This window comes from Chitinophaga rhizosphaerae, assembly GCF_003958645.1.
Taxonomy (GTDB): Bacteria; Bacteroidota; Bacteroidia; order Chitinophagales; family Chitinophagaceae; genus Chitinophaga; species Chitinophaga rhizosphaerae.
On record NZ_RXLO01000005.1, the window covers coordinates 296,103 to 316,310 of the forward strand.

General features: G+C 57.1%; 15 protein-coding genes. 3 read left to right on the forward strand and 12 right to left on the reverse strand.

Going from position 1 to position 20,208, the window contains the following annotated elements; all coding sequences use genetic code 11:
• Nucleotides 1-176: 176 nt before the first annotated feature.
• Entirely contained in the window at nt 177-2,588 is a 2,412-nt protein-coding gene (locus tag EJ361_RS14190; RefSeq protein WP_126246290.1) for an ABC transporter permease, read from the reverse strand.
• A gap of 24 nt (nt 2,589-2,612) precedes the next feature.
• Nucleotides 2,613-5,042 carry an ABC transporter permease gene (locus EJ361_RS14195; RefSeq protein ID WP_126246291.1) on the reverse strand — a complete coding sequence of 810 codons (2,430 nt, stop codon included), beginning with the start codon at nt 5,040-5,042 and terminating at the stop codon, nt 2,613-2,615.
• A gap of 334 nt (nt 5,043-5,376) precedes the next feature.
• On the opposite strand from EJ361_RS14195, the gene EJ361_RS14200 reads away from it, so the two are divergent.
• A complete protein-coding gene (locus tag EJ361_RS14200; protein ID WP_126246292.1) occupies nt 5,377-8,205 on the forward strand; it encodes an FAD-binding and (Fe-S)-binding domain-containing protein in 2,829 nt (942 codons plus the stop codon).
• 3 nt (nt 8,206-8,208) lie between these two features.
• Here EJ361_RS14200 and EJ361_RS14205 read toward each other — a convergent pair whose 3' ends face one another.
• Nucleotides 8,209-8,580: a DUF1801 domain-containing protein gene (locus EJ361_RS14205; protein WP_126246293.1), complete on the reverse strand. Its 372-nt coding sequence runs from the start codon at nt 8,578-8,580 to the stop codon at nt 8,209-8,211.
• A gap of 112 nt (nt 8,581-8,692) precedes the next feature.
• Here EJ361_RS14205 and EJ361_RS14210 point away from each other — a divergent pair, with 112 nt between their 5' ends.
• Nucleotides 8,693-9,727 (forward strand): linear amide C-N hydrolase, encoded by a 1,035-nt coding sequence (locus EJ361_RS14210; RefSeq protein ID WP_205687006.1) that lies wholly within the window; start codon nt 8,693-8,695, stop codon nt 9,725-9,727.
• A 6-nt stretch (nt 9,728-9,733) separates the two neighbouring features.
• Here EJ361_RS14210 and EJ361_RS14215 read toward each other — a convergent pair whose 3' ends face one another.
• Nucleotides 9,734-10,048 carry a DUF1905 domain-containing protein gene (locus EJ361_RS14215; protein ID WP_126246294.1) on the reverse strand — a complete coding sequence of 105 codons (315 nt, stop codon included), beginning with the start codon at nt 10,046-10,048 and terminating at the stop codon, nt 9,734-9,736.
• 111 nt (nt 10,049-10,159) lie between these two features.
• A complete protein-coding gene (locus EJ361_RS14220) occupies nt 10,160-11,236 on the reverse strand; it encodes a hypothetical protein (RefSeq protein WP_126246295.1) in 1,077 nt (358 codons plus the stop codon).
• 129 nt (nt 11,237-11,365) lie between these two features.
• Between EJ361_RS14220 and EJ361_RS14225 the strand changes: the two genes are divergently transcribed.
• Nucleotides 11,366-12,643 carry a hypothetical protein gene (locus tag EJ361_RS14225; protein ID WP_126246296.1) on the forward strand — a complete coding sequence of 426 codons (1,278 nt, stop codon included), beginning with the start codon at nt 11,366-11,368 and terminating at the stop codon, nt 12,641-12,643.
• 28 nt (nt 12,644-12,671) lie between these two features.
• On the opposite strand, the gene EJ361_RS14230 is transcribed toward EJ361_RS14225, so the two are convergent.
• The 7 genes from EJ361_RS14230 to EJ361_RS14260 all read right to left on the reverse strand — a co-directional run bounded on the left by EJ361_RS14230 (nt 12,672) and on the right by EJ361_RS14260 (nt 20,181).
• Nucleotides 12,672-13,481 carry a class I SAM-dependent methyltransferase gene (locus EJ361_RS14230; protein WP_126246297.1) on the reverse strand — a complete coding sequence of 270 codons (810 nt, stop codon included), beginning with the start codon at nt 13,479-13,481 and terminating at the stop codon, nt 12,672-12,674.
• Nucleotides 13,482-13,623: 142 nt separating this feature from the next.
• Entirely contained in the window at nt 13,624-14,733 is a 1,110-nt protein-coding gene (locus EJ361_RS14235; RefSeq protein ID WP_126246298.1) for a hypothetical protein, read from the reverse strand.
• A 72-nt stretch (nt 14,734-14,805) separates the two neighbouring features.
• The gene (locus EJ361_RS14240) at nt 14,806-15,510 is read right to left on the reverse strand and encodes a LytR/AlgR family response regulator transcription factor (protein ID WP_126246299.1); all 705 of its coding nucleotides are present in this window, start codon (nt 15,508-15,510) and stop codon (nt 14,806-14,808) included.
• On the reverse strand, nt 15,507-16,514 hold the full coding sequence (locus tag EJ361_RS14245) for a sensor histidine kinase (RefSeq protein ID WP_126246300.1): 1,008 nt from the start codon (nt 16,512-16,514) through the stop codon (nt 15,507-15,509). The genes EJ361_RS14240 and EJ361_RS14245 overlap by 4 nt, the downstream gene beginning before the upstream one ends.
• A gap of 21 nt (nt 16,515-16,535) precedes the next feature.
• Nucleotides 16,536-17,741, reverse strand: a complete 1,206-nt coding sequence (locus tag EJ361_RS14250) for an acyltransferase family protein (RefSeq protein WP_126246301.1) — start codon at nt 17,739-17,741, stop codon at nt 16,536-16,538.
• A 238-nt stretch (nt 17,742-17,979) separates the two neighbouring features.
• Nucleotides 17,980-18,726, reverse strand: coding sequence for a class I SAM-dependent methyltransferase (locus EJ361_RS14255; RefSeq protein WP_126246302.1), 747 nt, complete (start codon nt 18,724-18,726; stop codon nt 17,980-17,982).
• 90 nt (nt 18,727-18,816) lie between these two features.
• On the reverse strand, nt 18,817-20,181 hold the full coding sequence (locus EJ361_RS14260) for a hypothetical protein (RefSeq protein ID WP_126246303.1): 1,365 nt from the start codon (nt 20,179-20,181) through the stop codon (nt 18,817-18,819).
• Between the last annotated feature and the right edge of the window lie 27 nt (nt 20,182-20,208).

Consider the following 20,208-nt stretch of genomic DNA (forward strand, 5'->3'; position numbering starts at 1 on the left):
CAGGCTTGCGTCAAGCTGATTCCATAGTCAGAAACTTTCCATGGTCGACGTTATTGGAAATGGATTCGATTGGAATTTCACACCATCCCCAAACAAAAACATCCGGTCAAAACTGACCGGATGTTTTTATAATATCTATGTGATAAAAGAACGTATCCAATGCTGGTGTTTTTTCATCATTCCGTCCGCAAACTCTTTACAGGATTGGCATTCGCCGCGCGGAACGTTTGTATGAAAATCAATACCGCCGTCACGCCGGCGAGCAACACGAACGCCGTAACGAAAGGCAATGGCGTGATGTGGATGCGGTAAGTATAGTCGTTCAGCCAGTGCTGCATGATGAAATACGCGATGGGAAAGGCGACCAGCATCGCCACGGCGATCACTTTCATGAATTCTTTCACGAACAGCCCGATGATCCCGGGGATGGACGCCCCCAGCACTTTGCGCACACCGATCTCTTTCGTTCGCTTTTGAATACTGAACGAAATCATACCCGTCACACCCAGCAAGACGATCACCAAAGCCAGTCCCGTGGCTGCATACGCGGCGTATTTCAGCCGGAGCTCCGTGTCGTACATCCGCGTGAGCATATCGTCGGTGAATTTGTATTCGAAAGGCGCGCCGGGCATCAGTTCCTCCCACTTCGCCCGAACAGCTTGTATCTGCGTGGCGATCCCGTTGCCGGGCGCGAGCTTCAGCGACATATACCGGTAAATGTTCGTGGCGGAAGGATGAATGAAAACGATCGGTTGTACCGCCTGCTGCATCGACGAAAAATGAAAATCCTTCACCACGCCGCCCACCGTCAGCACGGCGCTGAAACCCGCCACCCGGATCTGCTGGCCCAGGGCGTCTTGCGGGGCCTCCCAGCCGAACAGGCGCGCCAGCGATTCGTTGATGACGATCGTTCCTGCAGGGAATTGCTGTCCTGCTTCGGAAAAGAATTTGCCCGCCGCCATGGTCATGCCGTAGGTTTGCGCGAAATATTCGTCGGTATATAATTGCAGCGTGGTCACCGCGTTCGCGGAATCCCTCCCCGCACCATACACATTGATGCTGCCGCCATTGTTGCCGTCGGGGATTTCGAAAGACAAGGCCGCCGATTGCACTTCCGGCAACTGCGCCATCTGACCGCGGAAGTTCTGCATCCGGGCGAGGCCTTCGGGCGTCCAGTCGCGGGGAAGCGGGAGCGAAACGAGCCGGGTTTTATCGTAACCCAGCTGATCGCTGAAGAACAGTTGCACCTGCCGGCTGATGATAAACGCGGCCACCAGCACCACCGCCGCCGTGAGATATTGAAACCCGACGAGCGATTTGCGGAGGTTCACTTTTTCGTGCGTGGCTTTCAGCTTGCCTTTCAGGGCATCCGTGGCCCGGAAGCCCGATAGTACGAATGCAGGGTACAATCCCGCCGCGAGCCCCGTGAGCACGATGAGCGCCAGCGGGAAGGCGATGAAATAGGCGGGGAAGTCGCCCAGGCCGGGTAACTCCTTGCCCAGCAATTGTCCGCAAGGCACTTTCAGCGCGAAATACAATCCCGCGCCGACCATAGCCGCCGCAACCACGAGCATGGCCGATTCCAGCATGAACTGCCAGATAAGCTGCTTCCGCCGTCCGCCCAACGCTTTCCGAACGCCGATCTCTTTTAAGCGCGACGAAGCCCTGCTCACAGAAAGGTTCACGAAATTGACGATCGCCATCAGCAGGATGAACAGCGCGATGCCGGAAAGCGTATAGAGCATGCGGCGCACGAGCCCGTTGCCGCTGTTGACGTAATAATCGGTCAGGGGAACGGCTTCCACACGGAGATTGGCCACCACGGCGGCGTCTGTATGTGTTTTCAGCAGTGCGGCAAGCGGTTGCTCCAGGTCGGCGGCGGTTACGCCTTCGCGGAGCTCCACGAGGCCCACGATGAAGGGGCTCGTCCAGTTATTTATTTCGCGGCCGAAAAACGTGATGGCGGAAGATGGGAGGTAAATGCCGTTTTGGTTACGGGAATCGAGGTGGGTGACGGTGTTCAGCGCCGGGGTTTCGATCACGGCATCAATAGTGAAAGGCAGCCGCTTTCCCCCAAAATTGGAAATCTCGATCGTGCTGCCCGCCACATCCGTTTTCCCGAAAAATTTCCGGGCGATGTCTGCGTTGATCACCACGGAATTGGGCGCCTGCAAAGCGTGCGCAACATCGCCCGAAAGCACTTTGAACCCGTACATTTTCAGGAACGAGCTGTCGCCGATCTGCAAACCTTCACGGAAAGCCTTTTCACCGACGTTCACCTGCCCCGTCACCCCATCCCAACGGTAAAAATTTTCCACCAGCCCGGGGTATTCCTCTTTCAATGCCACGGGCAAATTCCCGAAGGTAGCCAGTTCGAACCCGAAATTGGGATCTTTCCATTTGCTGAGAAGGATGTGCTGGCGGGAAGCGTGCTTCAATCCCCGGTTTACCTGCAATTCGCTCCAGACATATGCCAGTACGAGCATGGCGAACGTGATGCCCGTTGCCAGGCCGGCGATGTTGAGTATGGAATGGAACCGGTATTTGACCAGGTTCCTGCGTGCTATCTTAATGTAGTTAACGAGCATGTGGATAGTTGTGGGATGGAATATTTATTCTGAGCGCAGACTGTTGACGGGATTGGCAGCCAGGCCTTTGAGCGCCTGCAATCCCACGGTCACCATCGTCAGCACGATCAGGATACCTCCGGCCGCGGCGAAAAGCAGCCAGCTCACGGGCGTCCGGTAACTGAAATCTTTCAGCCAGGATTCTGCCGCCCACCAGGCCAGCGGAAGCCCTACGCAAATGGCGACGAGCGACAGCCGCACGAATCCGCCCGACAGCATCAGCAAAATGCTGCCTGCCGAAGCGCCCAGTACCTTCCTGATCCCGATTTCCTTGAACCGCTGGCGAACGGTGTAGGCCGACAGCCCGAAAAGCCCCAGGCAGGCGAGCACCACGGCCACGAGGGCAAACACGTCCATACTCTTTCCCAGCCTGATCTCGGTGTCGTAGAGATGGTTGAAGTCATGGTCCATGAAAGTATATTCGAACGGCCGGTGCGGCACCATTTTGTTCCAGACATTTTCGATGCCGGACAGGCTGCGCTGCATATCGCGCCCATCCAGTTTAACGATGATCCGCCTTGTCCATTCCGGCGGTAGCAGCACGAAAGGCGCTATGGCGTGGCGGAGCGATTCATAGTGGAAGTCGGCGACTACGCCTTTTACATATCCGGGGCGGGACTCGTCGAGCCAGAACCTTTGTCCGACGGCCTGCTCGGGCGTCCAGCCCAGTTGCCGCGCGGCGGATTCGTTGATGACGAACCGGAACCGGTTTTCGATGGCCGTGTCTTCCGCATTCCTGACGTCCTGGGCGGTAAACGATTCACCGGCTACGAGCCGCATGCCCGATGCGCGGATATAATCCTCGTCTACCGGGTTGGCGGTCACGTTCATCTGCTGGCCAACCGGCATCTGCGCGGAACGCATGTTGTAGCCGCCGCCGCCTTCGATGGGCGTGCGTACGCAGCGGGAAACTTCCAGTACGCCCGGACTGTTTTTCAGCGATTGTTTCAGCGCGTCGAACTGCGGTTGCATTTTCGAATCTAGCGGGAGCACGAGCACATGGTCGCGGTCGTACCCGAGTTTCTTTTCCTGGATGAATTTCAGTTGCTGGCGAACGATGAAGGTGCAGGCGATGAGGAATACCGATATGGCGAACTGGAAAGTGATGAGCGATTTACGAACCAGCTGGCCGGAGTTCGTGCGTTGGAACGCGCCCTTGAGCACTTTTACGGGTTGGTAGCCCGTGAGGATGAGCGCGGGATAGCTGCCGGCGGCCAGGCTCACGATGAGGGCTACGCCCAGTGATGCGGCGATGAACGGGGCGGAAAGGAGAGACGTGAGGGAAAGGGTTTTGCCGGTGAGGGTGTTAAAGCCCGGGAGCAGCAGGGCGGCGAGAAGTACCGAAACGCCTACCGCCACGGCACACAGCAGGGCGGATTCGGTCATGAATTGCCCGAAAAGCTGGTGCTGTCCGGCGCCCATCACTTTACGTACGCCCACCTCACGGGCCCTTTCCATACTGCGGGCGGTGCTGAGGTTGATGTAGGTGAAACAGGCGATGAGCAGGATGAGCAGGGCCACGGCGCCCATAATGTATACCGCCATCATGCTGCCGTTCGGCTCGAAGGCGGCAAATTCGGAATGGAGGTGTATGGACCGGAAAGGTTCCAGTTCGAGGCGGATGGTTGCGTCGAACCGCTCCGATTCCTTTTTCATGAAAGGATCGATCTTGGCCTGCATCGGCGCCAGGGAATGCGCGTCTTTCAGCAGCACATATGTATTGTAATTGGCGTTCCAGTAAGTGTTTATGCTTTCGGGGGAAATGTTCATGGAGGAGAACGACGCCAGGAAATCGTACCGGACCTGCGTGTTGGAAGGGCAATCGGCCGTGATGCCGGTCACCTCGAATGGTTGCGCCTTCGCGCCGATGAGCATCGTCTGGCCGATGACGTTCGTGTTCCCGAAGTACCTTCTGGCGGCCGATTCGGTCAGCACCACTTTATACGGCCCGGCGAGCGCGGTTTGCGGGTTGCCCTGCAGCAGGGGGAAAGTGAATATCCGGAAGAAGGTGGAATCTGCGAAGATGAATTGCGGCTCGTTCAGCACTTTGTCGCCCTTTCGGACGATCTGGTCGAATTTGGCCATTCTGACCGTGGTTTCCACTTCGGGGAAGTTTTGCTGGAGCACCGGCGCCACGCGCACGCTCGTGTAATCGCCTTTCGTTGGCTTGCCCTCCGTCCCGAATTGGTACTCCATGAGCACCCGCGCAATGCGGTCCCCTTTCTGCTGGAAATCCTCGTACCGCAGCTCGTGCTGCAGATACAGCGCAATCAGCATGCAACAGGTAAAACCGATGCTTAACCCGGCCAGGTTGATGACCGCGATGCTTTTATGCCTGAGCAGGTTCCTCCAGGCCGTCCGAAAGTAATTCTTGAGCATGACGGGCAGGGCGCAAGCGGCATGCCAATCCGCCACATACAATACAGTCGGGCTTTTCGCGGAACGGCAATGGCGGCAGGTGTCCGGAATCGGACAATTGCCGTACACCGGCGGACATTCACCGGTTCATGGATGAGGCATCGAAATCCCCCATTTCTCCGCGAAAAAACGGGCAATGACCATTTTGTCGTTCGTGAAATGAAGCCCGCGGCGTAGGTAAACTGTCCGCTCAACGGCCAGTACGTCCGCCCGGCCGGGTTGAAGGAATTGCGGGTTAAAGGTTCCTTTGGTACCGCGGGCATTGGCATTTTTGCGCCAAACCCGTACCTTGGGGTGTTATTATTTGAACCACGGAAACAAACCTGAAGGAATGGAGGCTATCGGACGCGCATTGGAAGCGATTCTCCCGGCGGATCGCATTAAAACGAGATTGATCGACATCCTGTCGTACGCCGCAGATGCGGGATTTTACCACCTGGAGCCCAAAGCCGTTGTGCAGCCGGTGGGCGAAGAAGAAGTGAAAGCTTTGTTCCGCTTTTCCCATCAGCACCGCATCCCCCTCACTTTCCGCGCCGCCGGTACCAGCCTTTCCGGCCAATCGGTGACAGACGGTATCCTGGCCGATCTCAGCCGGCATTGGCAGTCGATGAAGATCGAGAACGACGGCGCCACCGTGCGCGTGCAGCCCGGCATCACCGGCGGGATCGTGAACGCAAGGCTCCGGCAGTTCGGCAAAAAGATCGGTCCCGATCCGGCCAGCATCAACTCCGCCATGATGGGCGGCATCCTTTCCAACAACGCCAGCGGCATGTGCTGCGGCGTCAGCAAGAATTCCTATCACACCGTACAGTTCATCCGTTTCATCCTTCCCAATGGATTGACCTTCACCACCGAAAATCCCGGGGATTACCAACGGTTCCGCGAGCAATGCGCGGACCTGCATGATACTTTGCTCCAACTGCGCGACGAGGTCCGCAGCAACGAGCAGATCCGCGAGCGCATCCGGGCTAAATACCGTATTAAGAATACGGTCGGTTATTCCGTGAACGCATTCGTGGATTTCGACGATCCGCTGGATATACTGGCGCATCTGCTCATCGGTGCGGAAGGCACGCTGGGCTTCATTTCCGAAGCGGTGATGCGCACCGTTCCCGATTACCCGGAAAAATCCACCGGGCTGCTGTATTTCCCCGACATCCATACGGCCTGTGAAGCCATCGTTCCCCTCACGGAATCGGGTGCGGAGGCGGTTGAGCTGATGGACAGGGCGTCCCTCCGGTCCGTGGAGCACCTGCCCGGCATCCCGGAGCTGGTGAAAACTTTGCCCGGACCGGCGGCGGCGCTTTTGGTGGAATACCAGGGCAATACGCAGGAAGAACTGAAGGCGAAAAAAGAAAAATTCCTCGCATTGTCGGGCGCCATATCCCTCATCGTTCCGCCCAGTTTTACGGAAAACCCGGTGGAGCAGGCCTATCTCTGGAAAATCCGAAAGGGCATGTTCCCGTCGGTCGGCGCCGTGCGCCAGAGCGGCACCACCGTGATCCTCGAAGACATCGCCGTGCCGGTGGCCCGCCTGGGCGACGCCATCCTCGACCTGCAGGTGCTTTTCGGGAAATACGGATATGAGAACGCCATCATTTTCGGGCATGCGAAAGACGGGAATATCCACTTCGTGGTGACCCAGGCCTTCGACACACCCGCCGAAATCCAGCGGTACGACCAGTTCATCCGCGAAGTGGTGCAGCTCATCGCCGGGAAGTACGATGGCGCGCTGAAAGCCGAACACGGTACGGGCCGCAACATGGCGCCGTTCGTGGAAACGGAGTGGGGGCCGGGCATTTACGAAGTCATGAAGGCCCTGAAATCCGCCATCGATCCCGAAAATCTCCTGAATCCGGGTGTGCTCATCAATGCCGACGAGGAAGCGCATATCAGGAACCTGAAAGAACTGCCGCGCGTGGAGGAAGAAGTGGATAAGTGCATGGAATGCGGGTTCTGCGAGTATAAATGTCCCAGCCGCGAGCTCACGCTCACGCCGCGCCGCCGCATCGTGGTGCGCAGGGCGCTGGTGAAACTGAAACATCAAAACCGGAAGCAGGATTACCGGCAACTGCTGAAGGAATATCAATACGACGGGCTCGATACCTGCGCGGTAGACGGCCTCTGCGCCGTGGCTTGCCCGGTAGATATCAATACCGGCATGCTCGTGAAGCGCCTCCGGCGGGAAAACCACAGCGAATTCTCCAATAAGGTGGCCCTGCAGGTGGCGAAGAATTTCAACTTCGTGTCCAAAGCCGTGTGGGTAGGCCTCAAAGCCGGATCCGCGGTGAACGCCGTGTTCGGGGAACATGCCATGACGGGCCTCACCAAAGGCATGCGCAAGGTGATCCCCGCCATGCCGTTGTGGAGCCCGCACCTCCGGCCCTCCAGCTGGAAGCCTTCCCCGGCGGCCACGGTGGCCGAATGCGACGGGCCGCGGGTAGTGTATTTCCCTTCGTGCATCAACCGCATCATGGGCGGTTCCGAAAAAGGAAAAAAGAACATCCCCGATACTTTCGCTTCCGTGTCCCGCAAAGCGGGCATTTCCCTCATACAACCCAACGATATCGGCGGCAATTGCTGCGGACAGATCTATTCCTCCAAAGGCTACGGCCCCGCCTATACGCATACTGTGAACGCCACGGTAGAAAAACTCTGGAAATGGACGCAGGAAGGCAAATCGCCCGTGGTGCTGGATATTACGTCTTGCACCCACACACTGCGCGACTGCCGCCCGGCGCTCACCCCGGAAAACAGGGCGAAGTTCGACGCCATGCGCATCCTCGACAGTATAGAGTACCTGCTGGAAGAAGTGCTGCCGCGGGTAGAAGTGAAGCGCCGTAAAGCCAGCATCGCGCTGCACCCGGTATGCTCACTGCAAAAGATGGGCATCGAAAACAAGTTCACGCAGGTGGCGAAACAGCTGGCGGAAAACGTGATGGTGCCGGTGAATGCAGGCTGTTGCGGAATGGCCGGCGATAGAGGATTCCTCTTCCCGGAACTAACGGAATCGGCCACACGCCCGGAAGCTGCGGATGTGAAGGGCGGCTGCCACGACGGGTATTATTCCAGCGCCAAAACCTGTGAAATGGCGATGTCGGAAGCCGTGGGGAAAAATTATGAGTCGATCGTTTACCTGCTCGACGAGTGTGTGGATTGATCCTTATTTCTTTTTAACGGGAATGATGCCCTTGCGGTAAAAATCGAGGGCTTCGTTCAGCATGTCCTGTAAAATTTCGATGGGAAGGTCGGCTTCCGGATCGAAGTTCATGACTTTCATCCGGGCGCGGTCTCCCTGCACGAGGCCCGGATAATCCAGCCGTTTGCCTTCTACCATACCGATGTAGGGCGTTTGCGTCTTAACGTCGGTGCGGATGTAGCAGAACATTTTCCCTTTGTAGCAATAAAACGGAATAGCGTATTTCCACTCGGCGGTGATATGCGGGTCCTGTTGCAGGATGATGGCTTGTACGGCCAGCAGGCAGCTTTTTTGCGGTTCGGGAAGGCTTTGGAAGTAGGCGTCGACTTGTTTCATGGGGCACACTGGTGGCTTATGGGCGGTAATTTACGGTATTCCTATGGGATGGTGGCTGAACATTTGCAGGATGGGGGTGTTGTATAGGAAAAAGCGCGATATGGTTTTTTCTATGCGAACCCTTATGATGGCGGGATTGCTGGCGGTGGCCACCCCGCTGGCGGATGCGGATGCCTGCACCCGCGTGGTGTACAAAGGATTGAACGGCACGTTGCTCACGGCCCGGTCGATGGACTGGAAAGAAGACATTCAGACCAATCTCTGGATTTTCCCCCGGGGGATGCAGCGTACCGGGGAAACGGGTTCAAACACGGTGAAATGGACATCCAGATACGGCAGCGTGATCGCTTCGGGGTACGATATTTCCACGACCGATGGTATGAACGAAAAGGGGCTCGTGGCCAACCTGCTCTTTCTTGCGGAGTCGGAGTACCCGCCGTTTTCAGCGGAAAAACCCGGTCTTTCCATCGCGGCCTGGTGCCAATACCTCCTCGATAATTTTGCGACGGTGAAGGAATGTGTGGATGCCATGCGCGCGGAAACCTTCGTCATCGTGACCGACAAGATCCCGGGGATGGACAGGCTCGCCAATCTGCATATGTCGGTGTCTGACCCTTCGGGCGACAATGCCATTTTCCAGTTCATCAACGGCAAACTCGATATCCACCACAGTCATGACTACAACGTGATGACCAATTCTCCCATCTACCAGAAGCAAATAGCGCTGAACGAATACTGGCAGGAGATCGGAGGAACGGTAATGTTGCCGGGCACCAACCGCTCGGCCGACCGCTTCGTTCGGGCTTCTTTCTATGCGCAGGCCATCCCTAAAACGGACGATACCCGGTTAGCCGTTGCGAGCGTTTTCAGCGTGATCCGGAATTGCTCCGTGCCGCTGGGGATTTCCACGCCGGGGCAGCCCAACATTTCGTCTACCCGCTGGCGCTCGGTTTCCGACCACAAAAACCGCGTGTATTATTTCGAGACCACCCGCACGCCGAATACTTTTTGGGTGGACCTGAAGAAAGTGGATTTTTCGCCGAATTCCCCCGTGCGCAAGCTCCCCCTTACCAAAGACGAAACCTACGCCGGAGACGCGGCGAGGCAATTCGTCAAATCCGCTCCGTTCAAGTTTATGGGAATTTGATCCGCGTCAGCGGCGCTCTTCCAGCACAACTGTCACCGTGTCGCCGGCAGATTTGCCCAGCACATCGCGCAGTTCGGCTTTGACGGGCAATTTGTGCGTACCGTTCCCCAGCGCCATGAAAGCGCTTTGGAACGGGTGCCCGTCTATCTTTCCGCTGACTTTTACCAGTCCGCGCGTGCCGAAGAACGCAACGGAATCCGGCCAGACGAGGTACGTCCACCCGCCTTTGTTCTCACTTTTCAGCAATTTTCCCCGGAAACGGGCGTCGATCTTCCCTTTTTTGGGAGCGGTTGGGGGAAAAGAAGATGCGGTATTTTTCATGACGAAAGATGTTAATTGCTTCCCTCCGAAATTACCGCATTTCTGAACTATAACGCGGGCGGAACGCGCCAATCCTAATGGTAGATCGCGCCACTGCCCGCGATGTTGCCGTTACTCCAGCCGGGCTTTCACGCCCCATCCCCCGAAATCTTCCGAAACCGCGATCCACACTTCATTCTGGCCTTTCTTCAGATCGAGCCACACGGCATCGAAATAGCCGATGGTACCCAGGAAACGGTAATCCCTCGACATGAAATTGTCTGCCCCGGCATACAGCAGTTTCCCGTTGAGGAACAGCCGCGCCCGGTCCGAAAAACCGAAAGTGAACTTCCGGACCGTGTCGCGATCGGCATGGATCACCGTTTTCACGAATACCGTGTTGGTGTCTTTGGATATGCCGTGGAGGATAGACAGGTCTGTAGTCCCCATTTCATCTGCGGCCAGTTTTTCCCAGGAAAGTGTAGAATGGAGGGCGGAGGAGAGGCGGGTTTCGCTGGCGAGCAGTTTTTCGGGGAAGGGAGACGATACTTCCCACCCCGCAATGGTGCCTGCAGGAAGGGGCGCAACGGGGCGGGGCTTGCTTTTGATGGGCAATCCGTTTTCGGGCGTAACGCTGACGTTGGCGTACCAGGCGTCTTCCGGCGCGAGGTTCGTCAGGGCGATCATACCCGCAGCCGGCGAACGCTTCAGTTTGGAAATGAAAAGCACCGGCTCGGGATTGTCGTCGAAAAATACTTCCGCCTGCCGGTCGTTCACGACGATGGTGACGTGCAGCCAGCGGTCGAACGGAAGAGGCGCGGCATTCGTGAACCCCGGGCCATGGTACAATTGCCAGCCGCCGATACCGTTATACACGGGCATGTATTGCATGGCATCGGGGTTGCCGCTTTGGTGCGGCCGGATGTAAAATTCTTCGAAATCGTCCTGCCCCTGAATGCGGAACCGGATGGAAGGGAAATAACGGGCCTGCTTGATGGAAATGTCGAAGCGGATGGTGCCGTTCGTGAAATTTGCGTCTGCCAGCACCGCGCTGCCCTGGTTCAGGCGGAGCGCGTTTTTGCCCATCCGGATTTCCGGGACGGTAGTTTTACCGTAGAATTTCCAGCGGGGGGAGTCGAAGGGCACCGGCGTTCCGGCAACGGCGGCCTGGGCGGCAAGACAAAGAAAAATAACTAGGATGCGATGCATGTGTTGAAATTTGTAATATTGGGATAGCGATTACCGGCAAGATAGATTCCCCGAAAGTTGTAACCCGAGCAGCCGCGGACCAATCGCGTTCAAAACAGGTTCAAGAACTTAATTAATTGATTATCAATTGTGAATAACCAGGAGATTTTGCAGGAATGTTGCCGGCAGATTGAAGCCCGGATGGGCTGGGGCTGCAGCTCCGAATGGCAGCGGGGGGATTTCGAGACCCTTTCCGCCCGGATCCAGGAAGAAACCGGCGTGCTTCTCAGCGTGAGCACGCTCAAACGGGTATGGGGGAAAGTGAAATACGACAGCCTGCCGTCGCTCACGACGCTGAATACCCTGGCGCGGTTTGCCGGGCATGGCGGATGGCGGGAGCTGAAGCAGCAGTTTTCGAATGGCGATGTGCAGGAAAGGGAATCGCCGTTGCAGGAGGCGGAGCCCCGGCGCAGCAACCGGCTGTTATGGGCCGGGCTCGGCTGCCTGTTCGTGCTGTTGGGGATATGGATGGGCGTCCGCTGGCTGAAAGGCCAACCGGTGCGGGCCAGGGGGATCTATACTTTTTCCATGGAGCCGCTGGCGGATGGGATTCCCAATTCCGTCGTGTTCCATTACGATGCCCGCGCCGCCGGCGACGATTCGGTGTTTTTCCAGCAGTCGTGGGACCCGCGCCGCCGTGTGGCCGTGCCGGCAACCGGGAATGTATATACGTCGATCTACTATTTTCCCGGCCATTTCAAGGCGAAGCTCATCGTGGGCAAAGACATTGTGAAGGAACAGGAATTGCTCATCCGTTCCGGCGGATGGCTTACGGCCGTGGAGCAGGAGCATCCCGTGCCGGTATATTATTCCAATGCCGAAACGGTCCATGACGGCGCCTGGCGGTTGACCGCGCAGCAGCTGGAAGCCCGCAACATCCCCCTTCAACCCAAACCGCCCGTTACCAAACTGTTCTATATCGAAGATATGAAAGGCCTCAGCGCCGACGATTTTACGTTCGAAGCCACGCTGCGCAACGAATTCGTGCAAGGCTCGGCGATCTGCGGCGGCATTAGGATCGTGCTGCATGGTACGGAAAGCGCGCACATCATTCCCCTGGCGAAGCCGGGTTGCGTAGGCGATATGTTCCTCATGATAGGAGACACGTCGTTCCTGGCCACCAACGCCGATCTTTCACGCCTGGGCTGCGACGTGAGCCAATGGGTGAAGCTCCGGTATGAAGTAAACAACCGCCATGCGAAGGTGTTCGTGAACGGCAAGGAAGCCTTCCGGCATACGTATGTCAAAAGCGTGGGCGAACTGGTGGGCCTGAACATCAGCTTCGTCGGCACCGGTGCCGTGGATTCCGTAGCGTTCTCCCGGCCCGATGGCGCGCCGGTTTTTACGGAAACGTTTGAACGGCGATGAATTTGGGTTTTAACCCATCAGCAATTCATCATTCCGGATTCATCCCGCTTACAGCCAGTAAATACATTTGCATGGATTTTCCCGGTCCGGCGAGCCACGCATTGTAATCGGCGATCGCGGCCAGGCGCTCTTCTTCGGTGATATATCCGTCGTTCACGAGCTGTGTGCCGCGAGTGGCGGCTACTTTGGTCCAGATGCCGGCGGTGGCTTCGAAGTTGGGATCGCCGGCGGAGGAGGTTTCGTGGAAGGGTTGAATGGTGATGTGGAGGAACCCGGCTTCGCGGAAAAGATGCACCAGCCGGTCGGCGATGCCGTTATCGAAGCCCGCGTCTTTCCGCCATTGGAGGAACGCGTCGTAGAACCGGCGCATGGATGGCGGCGGCGCGGGGTCCCAGGATATTTTTTCGTGGTTGTAATCGAGGATGGAAACGATGCCGCCGGGTTGAAGGACGGCTTTCATGCAACGGAGCGTTTGGAGCGGGTTGGGCAGCCATTGCAAAACACGCGCGGCGGAAACGAGCCCGAACTTTTCGGCGGGCGTGTAGTCGTGTATGTCGGCCACTTCGAAATGCAGTCCGGGTACTTCGGCGAATTGTTGTCGGGCTTGCCGGATGAGGGTTTCGCCGGTATCGATGCCTGTAACGCTGCCGCCTGGCGCTACGCGCGCCGCGATCCCTGCGGTGATGGCGCCCGTTCCGCATCCGGCGTCGAGCACGCGGAGTCCGGGCCGGAGCAGGGGCAGGAGGTTGCGGTTGTCTGTTTCGACGGTCCTGCGGTCGAGGACGGAATTGGTACCTTCGGGCATGCGGGCCCGGTCTGTAGCTACGGAATCGCTCATGAATAAGGGTTTGCGTCAATTTACACTGTTTTTCGCGGATTATCCCCGTTTTCGCGAGCCCTTGCCAGGTAATTGCTTTTTGCCGTAAACGCAAAAAAGGAGCGTATGCGGCGCTCCTTTTTCCCGGGTTATGGCTAATGAATTATTTCTTTTCCAGGTTGTCGAGGCGCCGGCGGATGTCGTCGTTTTCGCGCTGGAGGCGTTCGTTGTTCGCTGTCATGTCGATGAGGTAAAGGGTCAGCTCTTCGACTTTCTGCAGGAGTTTGGCGTTCATTTCGCCGAGGTCTTGTCCGTTTTTGGCGATTTCCGCTTCGGTAGGGATCCCGGGCAGGTGGCCTTTGGATCGGATATGCGCGACCACATCCTCGAGCGATGGTAATTTATATTCGGGTTTGAACACGAAATCCGGCCAGGGCGAAGATTGCGTCACTTTCACTTTCCTGGCGGCAATGGTGCCTTCCACGGCGAGTTTGTTGGTGCCGGGATTGGTGGTGCCGATGCCGACGTTGCCGTTGGCTTTTACGATCATCATCGGAGTAGTGGCGTTGATGACGGAGAAAACGTTGCCATACACCAATGCCGTACCCGCTTTTGATACACCCTGTGCCATGACAGCAGCCGCATGAGGTTCTGCGCTGGAAACGATGTCTTCAATTTCGCCACCAACAATGAATCCCAGCGGGCGGTTACCTGTTAATCCCCTTCCCCGGATCGTGGGTAGAAATTGGCCGGGTGTGCTGGTACCGTTCAAGAATCTAACGTACGCGGAATCGTAATGATGATCGCTGGTCGTGATCATCAAGGGTTGGGAATTGGATGGCGCTGAAATGTGCATATGCGCGGCGGGATTGGAGGTACCGATCCCTATCCGGCCGTTGCCGGTGATGATCATCCGTACAGGGGCCGCTTCTCCCGCGCCGCGGCCGGTTTCAAAGAAAATATTGTTGTTCAGCCCTGCAGTACTGATATGAAAATTGGTATGGCTTTCCAGTAAATTGGCATTATTGTGATTAGGCACCCAGTGGTTATTACTGGCTGTACCTATGTACATGGTCGAATTAGGGATCCCGTTATGCTGCAAGAAGAACAAACTGGGTTGTGCCGGATCAGTCGAGAAAAGGTTGATACGATGTGTCAGCGAGGTAGTTGTACCGATGCCGATATTACCCGTCGCGTCCAGTTTGTTAGAGAGTTGCGCCATCGTCAAAACAGGAGCGGCGACCGCGGCAAGGAGGAAAAGGATTTTTTTCATAAATACAGGGCGTATTTTATTGGTTAACGTTTAAGTGGCCAAAATACGCTTTTTCCTCCTGTCTACCACTTATCATTTCTTCAACAACCTGTCCCGCAGCAACCGCTCCAGCACCGTATCCCGCAACGTCCTCGACAATGGCACCTGCAGCTTTCCCAACGCGATTACGTTTCCTTCGATACCAGTGATTTTCCTGGTATTGATGATGTAGGATTTGTGGGTTTGGAGGAAAGGCGGATCTGGAAGATGCTCCAGCACCGATTTCAATGTGGCATGGGTGATATATGAGCCTTGCAGGGTATGGATGCGGACGTAGTTTTCCATGCTTTCCACATATAAAATGTCCGCCCACTGGATACGGACGAACTTGTCGTCTGTCCGGATGAAAAGATGGTCTTCAACAGGTGTGGCGGGTTGTGCGGAAAGGAGGTCGTGTGCGCGGTTCGCGGCTTTGAGGAACCGTTCGAAGGTGACGGGTTTCAGGAGGTAATCTACCGCTTCCAATTCGAAGCCTTTTAGCGCGTATTGTTCGAAGGCCGTCGTGAATATGACTTTCGGCGGCCGCTGGAGGCTTTTCAGCAAGTCGATGCCGCTGAGGTAGGGCATCTCGATGTCGAGGAATACGAGGTCGACCTGGGTGGTGCGCAGCAGCTCGTTCAGGGCCATGGCGTTTTCGCAAACGCCGGCCAGTTCCAGGAACGGGACCTGTTCCACATATCCTTTGAGGCCTTTGCGGGCCTGCGGTTCATCGTCGGTGATCGCGCAGCGGATCTTCATAACTGGATTTTTAATGTCACGGAATAGGCTTCGGGCCGGTCGTCGGTGTCGAGGGAATGGCGGCCGGGATACAGCAGCGCGAGCCTTCTGCGGAGGTTCTCCAGGCCGATGCCTCCGTCTTTCACCACCGTGGCGATGGGCGGTTTGGCGTTGGCGGCCTTGAAAACGAGTTGCCCGTTTTCCAGCGACGCTTCTATCTTTATCCAGTAATCGCCGCCGGCATATTTGAACGCGTTTTCGACGAGGGGCAGGAGCAGCAGCGGGTACACGGGCTGATCGTTGAGTTGGTCGCTGAAAGAGACCTCCAGCCGCAGGTGCGCGTTCATCCGCTCGCGCTGCAACCCGATGTAGGCGTCCAGGTGCTGGAGCTCCCGGTAGACGGGCACCGTTTGCTGGCGGTCGTACAATTGGTATCGCAGCAGGTCAGACAGGGAGGTGATGGTCCGCTTGGCCTGGGGCACGTCGTCGTCCATCTGGAAATACACCGTATTGAGCGCGTTGAACAGGAAATGCGGGTGATATTGCGCTTTCAGGAACCGGAGCTCCGTTTGCAGCCGGTCGTTATTGATCTGCTCGATGAGCAGTTGCTGTTCGTAGCTTTTCCGTACCCAGGCGTTCCCCCGGGCAAAGGCGTAAAACAGCAGCCAGTACAGCAGCGGGATGAGGTAGAGGTTCACGATGTCGTACCACTGGCAGCCGTCGTCTGTGAGCGCCGCCAGCGGGATCAGCGAACAGGTCGAAATCAGTTCGACGTACAGCGCGGCCTCCAGCAATTCGCGCGAGGCGGGCCGGGGAGCGCCCAGCCTTTTGCGCAGCAGCCACATGAGTACGAAGAAATACACGTAGCTCACGGTGAAACAAACTCCCAGTTCCCAGGCGTTGATGCTCCAGTGCCGCTCCCAGAACCGGGTGTCGGAAATAACGTCGTTCACCAGCCGGATGCTCGCGTAAATGCAAAGCCCGTACAGGGGCGGGAACAACCAGCGCCAGCGTTTACCGTTCATATCTTTCAAGTTAACCAAAATTCAGGATACCAGCGGCAGGGGCGCCACTTCCGGCTCCGCCGCCTTCTCTTTTTCTTTTACCGTACCGGTTTTCATCCCCATCAGGGACCGTACCCACACGAACGGCCGGATAAACAGGTGGATGATGAAAACCGATGCCAGCAAGGAAGCGAGGGTGATGAACAGGTACTTCATCCCGATGGTGTCATCCGTTTTCACCACGTAGAACGCGATGATGACGATAATGGTCTGGTGGAGGATGTAAAACGGGTAGACGGACTGGTTCACATAATCCGGAACGGCGCGCCAGCGCGAGAGGTAACGCTTGCCGTAACCGGTGAGCGCCATCACCCAGCACCACGACAGCAGCGGCCAGCGGGCGATATAGAGATAGGTAACCGGGTTCGTTTCCCAATCCGGCAGCCAGCTTTCCAGCCCGATGTCGTTCCAGCGGAGATAATTGATGCCCAGCAGCAACGCGAACGCGAAAGTAAGGGAGATGCGCCGGTTGCGCTCGAGGCTGTCCATCAGGGCAGGCTGCATCATGAACAGGAACCCTGCGATGACGAACAGCATCCAGTAAGGGAAGTAGCAGTAATCGTGGATGAGATCGTTGGTGCCGGGGTACTGCATGACCATCGCGGAGAACCATATCACGGAAGGCAGCATGAGCAGGTAAACCCGTTTCCCGGACGCGAACCAGCGCAACTTTTCCGTGAAGGCTTTGGCCCTCGGAGAGGCCGCCCAGGCGAAGAATGGCGCCAGGAGAACGTCGTACAGGAAAAGGTACGCGATGAACCAGAGATGGTGCCAGCTGAAATCGCCTTCGGGATATGACTGGAACCGGAGCACCTGTCCGTAGAAATCCAGGAAATTCCCGTTGAAGCCCTGGTTCACGCGTTCCATATACACCTGCGGGGGAACGATGAGGAACATACCCACGGCGAGCGGGATGAACAGCCGCCGGAAACGTAGCCCCACAAAGCCCCCGGCCGTACGCCGCCGCATCATGTACCAGGTAACCGCGCCGGAAATAAAGAAAAGCAGGTGCATCCGGAAGCGGCTCAGCCAGAACGCGAATTCCGTCAGCACTTCGCTGCTCGTGGTGTTATTGATATGCCAGGGATCGTCGACCATAAACGGACGGGCGGCGTGGTACAACAGCACGCCGGCGATCGCGAAAACGCGGAGCCAGTCGAGGTAGGTTTGGCGGATGTGTGTGGCCATGTTGCAGGATTTGCAGCAAACTTACCGGATCATCGCGTTCCCGCTGGCCGCCGATTGACCACCTGCACCTGTGATTTGACGAACCGCGGGCCGGTTTACAGATCTGTGCACATGGTACCGTTGTGCTACGGTTGCAGTACGGTATCTGTACCAAGCGATTACTGCGACTATACGGTACGCCTGCAGCGCGCGGCCAGGATTCCGGCACGAATCCGTACCTGCATCCGCGAATTTGTCATTACGCCGGTGTGGCAGGTTTTACGGCGGAAACGAGGAGGAAGACCGGCCGGCGGGTTTCGTCGATCATTTCGGGGTATTGGGCAATGACGTCGGCCGCGGGCTGCGGCTCGGCGATGGACCGTATCCGGAAGCCGGCGTTCGTCAGCCCGTTGAGGAGCGTTTCGAGGGTACGGTGGTATTTGAGGACGGAGTGGCCCAGGAACGATGTTTCGCGGAGGCCCTGGGCCTGGTAGCCATCTAAAGGCCAGTGGAGCCTGTTCCCGCTGTCGTCCGTAATCCAGTCCTGCTGCGGCAGCGCAGTAAACACGGGATGTTCGCAGGAAAAGACGAACGCTCCGCCCGGCTTGAGGCAGTTGAATACCTTGCGGCAGACTTCCGTGTAGGATTCCACATAATGCAGCGCCAGCGAGCTGAAGACCACTTCGAAGCTATTTGGGGGAAACCCGATGTCTTCGATCGGCATCCGGAGATATTGAATGGCGGCGTCGCTGGTGGTTTGACGGGCTTTTTCCAGCATCTTCTCCGATATATCCACCCCTGTCACCATGGCGGCGCCCTGTTCCCGCACGTACCGGCAATGCCATCCGAACCCGCATCCGAGATCGAGCACATGCGCCCCCTCCAGCGCAGGCAGCATCCGCCGGAAAACGCTCCATTCGCCCGCGGCGTTGAGCCCGTGAACGGAACGGGGCATCTGGCTGTATTCGAGGAAAAATGCAGGATCGTCGTATTTATTCTGTTGCATGGCGGCCGCGATTTATTTTAAAGTTAAACCATCCGGAACGAAAAACGGCCCCCTTACCGGGAGCCGCCGTCTTTTCGTATGCCATTCACATCATGCAAACCGCAAAAAGCGGAACGTCACTTTCAGATGGTACACCTGGAAGGCGCATTCGGTGGAACTGGTAGATTTGTACACTTTCCCTTCGAATATGCCTTCAATAGGTTCTCCGGCATTGCCGGCTTTGGAGATCGTCAGCTTACCGGTGGAATATTGCGGCCTGCTGACGCCGTCGATCGTTTTGCAGTATTGCGACAGCGCAAACCGGGTGGCGTCGAAATGCAGTTCCACGGAAGCTTCTGTGGCATTGCCTTCCACGGCGCCGCAAGGCCAGCTTCCTGCCAGGGGCTTGGTGAGCACGATTTTGCAGTTCACGCTGTTGGGCGCGCCGGCCTCGAAAACCGCCACTTCGCCATCGTCCCACACGGCGTACATGGGTTCCTGCGGGGCATGGGTAGCTACCGTTTCGTAATCGACTTCGATTTTCATGAAGGTTGCGTTGCCCGTTGGTTCCACTTCGAATTTTTTGCGGAGCACCAGCTTTTCCGGTTTACGGGTGCCGTTGGGCGCGGCGGGGTCTTTCAGTCCGAGGAGCCCTTCCAGGGTCACTTCCACTTCGGCATCGGTGATGGCGCTTACGTTGGCGGGGGCTTTGTAAACGGCGTTGCCGTCGAGTTGGAAGGGGTTTTTCTGCACAGTGATCTCGCCGGGCCCGCCGGATACTTTCCAGCCGGTGGCGCGGGCGGCGTATTTGTCGTGCAGCATGGAATAATTGCTGGTCACGGTGCGGCCGAAACCGTTATCGTCGATGCGGTGCTGCAACGGTGCCAGCAGGGAATCCTGGTTGATGCTGATTTCCTGCACGCCTACGCGGAATGCAAGTTCTTCGCCTGCTTTCACGCGGGTTTTGGCGGCAAACAGCTCGAACTGTTCGTAGAACGCGATATCGCAGAAATGCGTCACCTGTGCGGAAACGGTGTGGTTTATTTTGTTGAGCGTGGTGGGCAGCGGGTGCCAGGTGCCGTTATTGTCTTGCCAGGCGAGCATGAGCATTTCCTCGGCGCCGCGTGTGAGGTCGAAGTTGTCGTAGCGGAGCGTTACGGTCACGGGTTTCTGGAAATGGACGCTTTCGGGCAGGAGCCGGAAGGCGGTCAGTGGTTTGTCGGGCCGGAGGGTGTTAGACACCGCCTGGATGCTGAAGGTCTGGTTCCCGGTTACGGCGCCGGCGGGCACGCTTATGGCGACCTCGAATCCGGGTGTATGGAGGTTGCCGCCCGCGGTGTTGATCACGGCGGTGGTGAGGTTCCCGGCAACGGCGCCTTTGGATGTGGTAAAAGGTTTGCCAGTAACGGCCGGAGGCGGGGTCCCCGGGCCGGGGGCTTCGGCCGAAGACTTTTTCTTGCAGGCTGCAAGTGTCATAAGGGCTAATGCCCAGATTGCATAGCG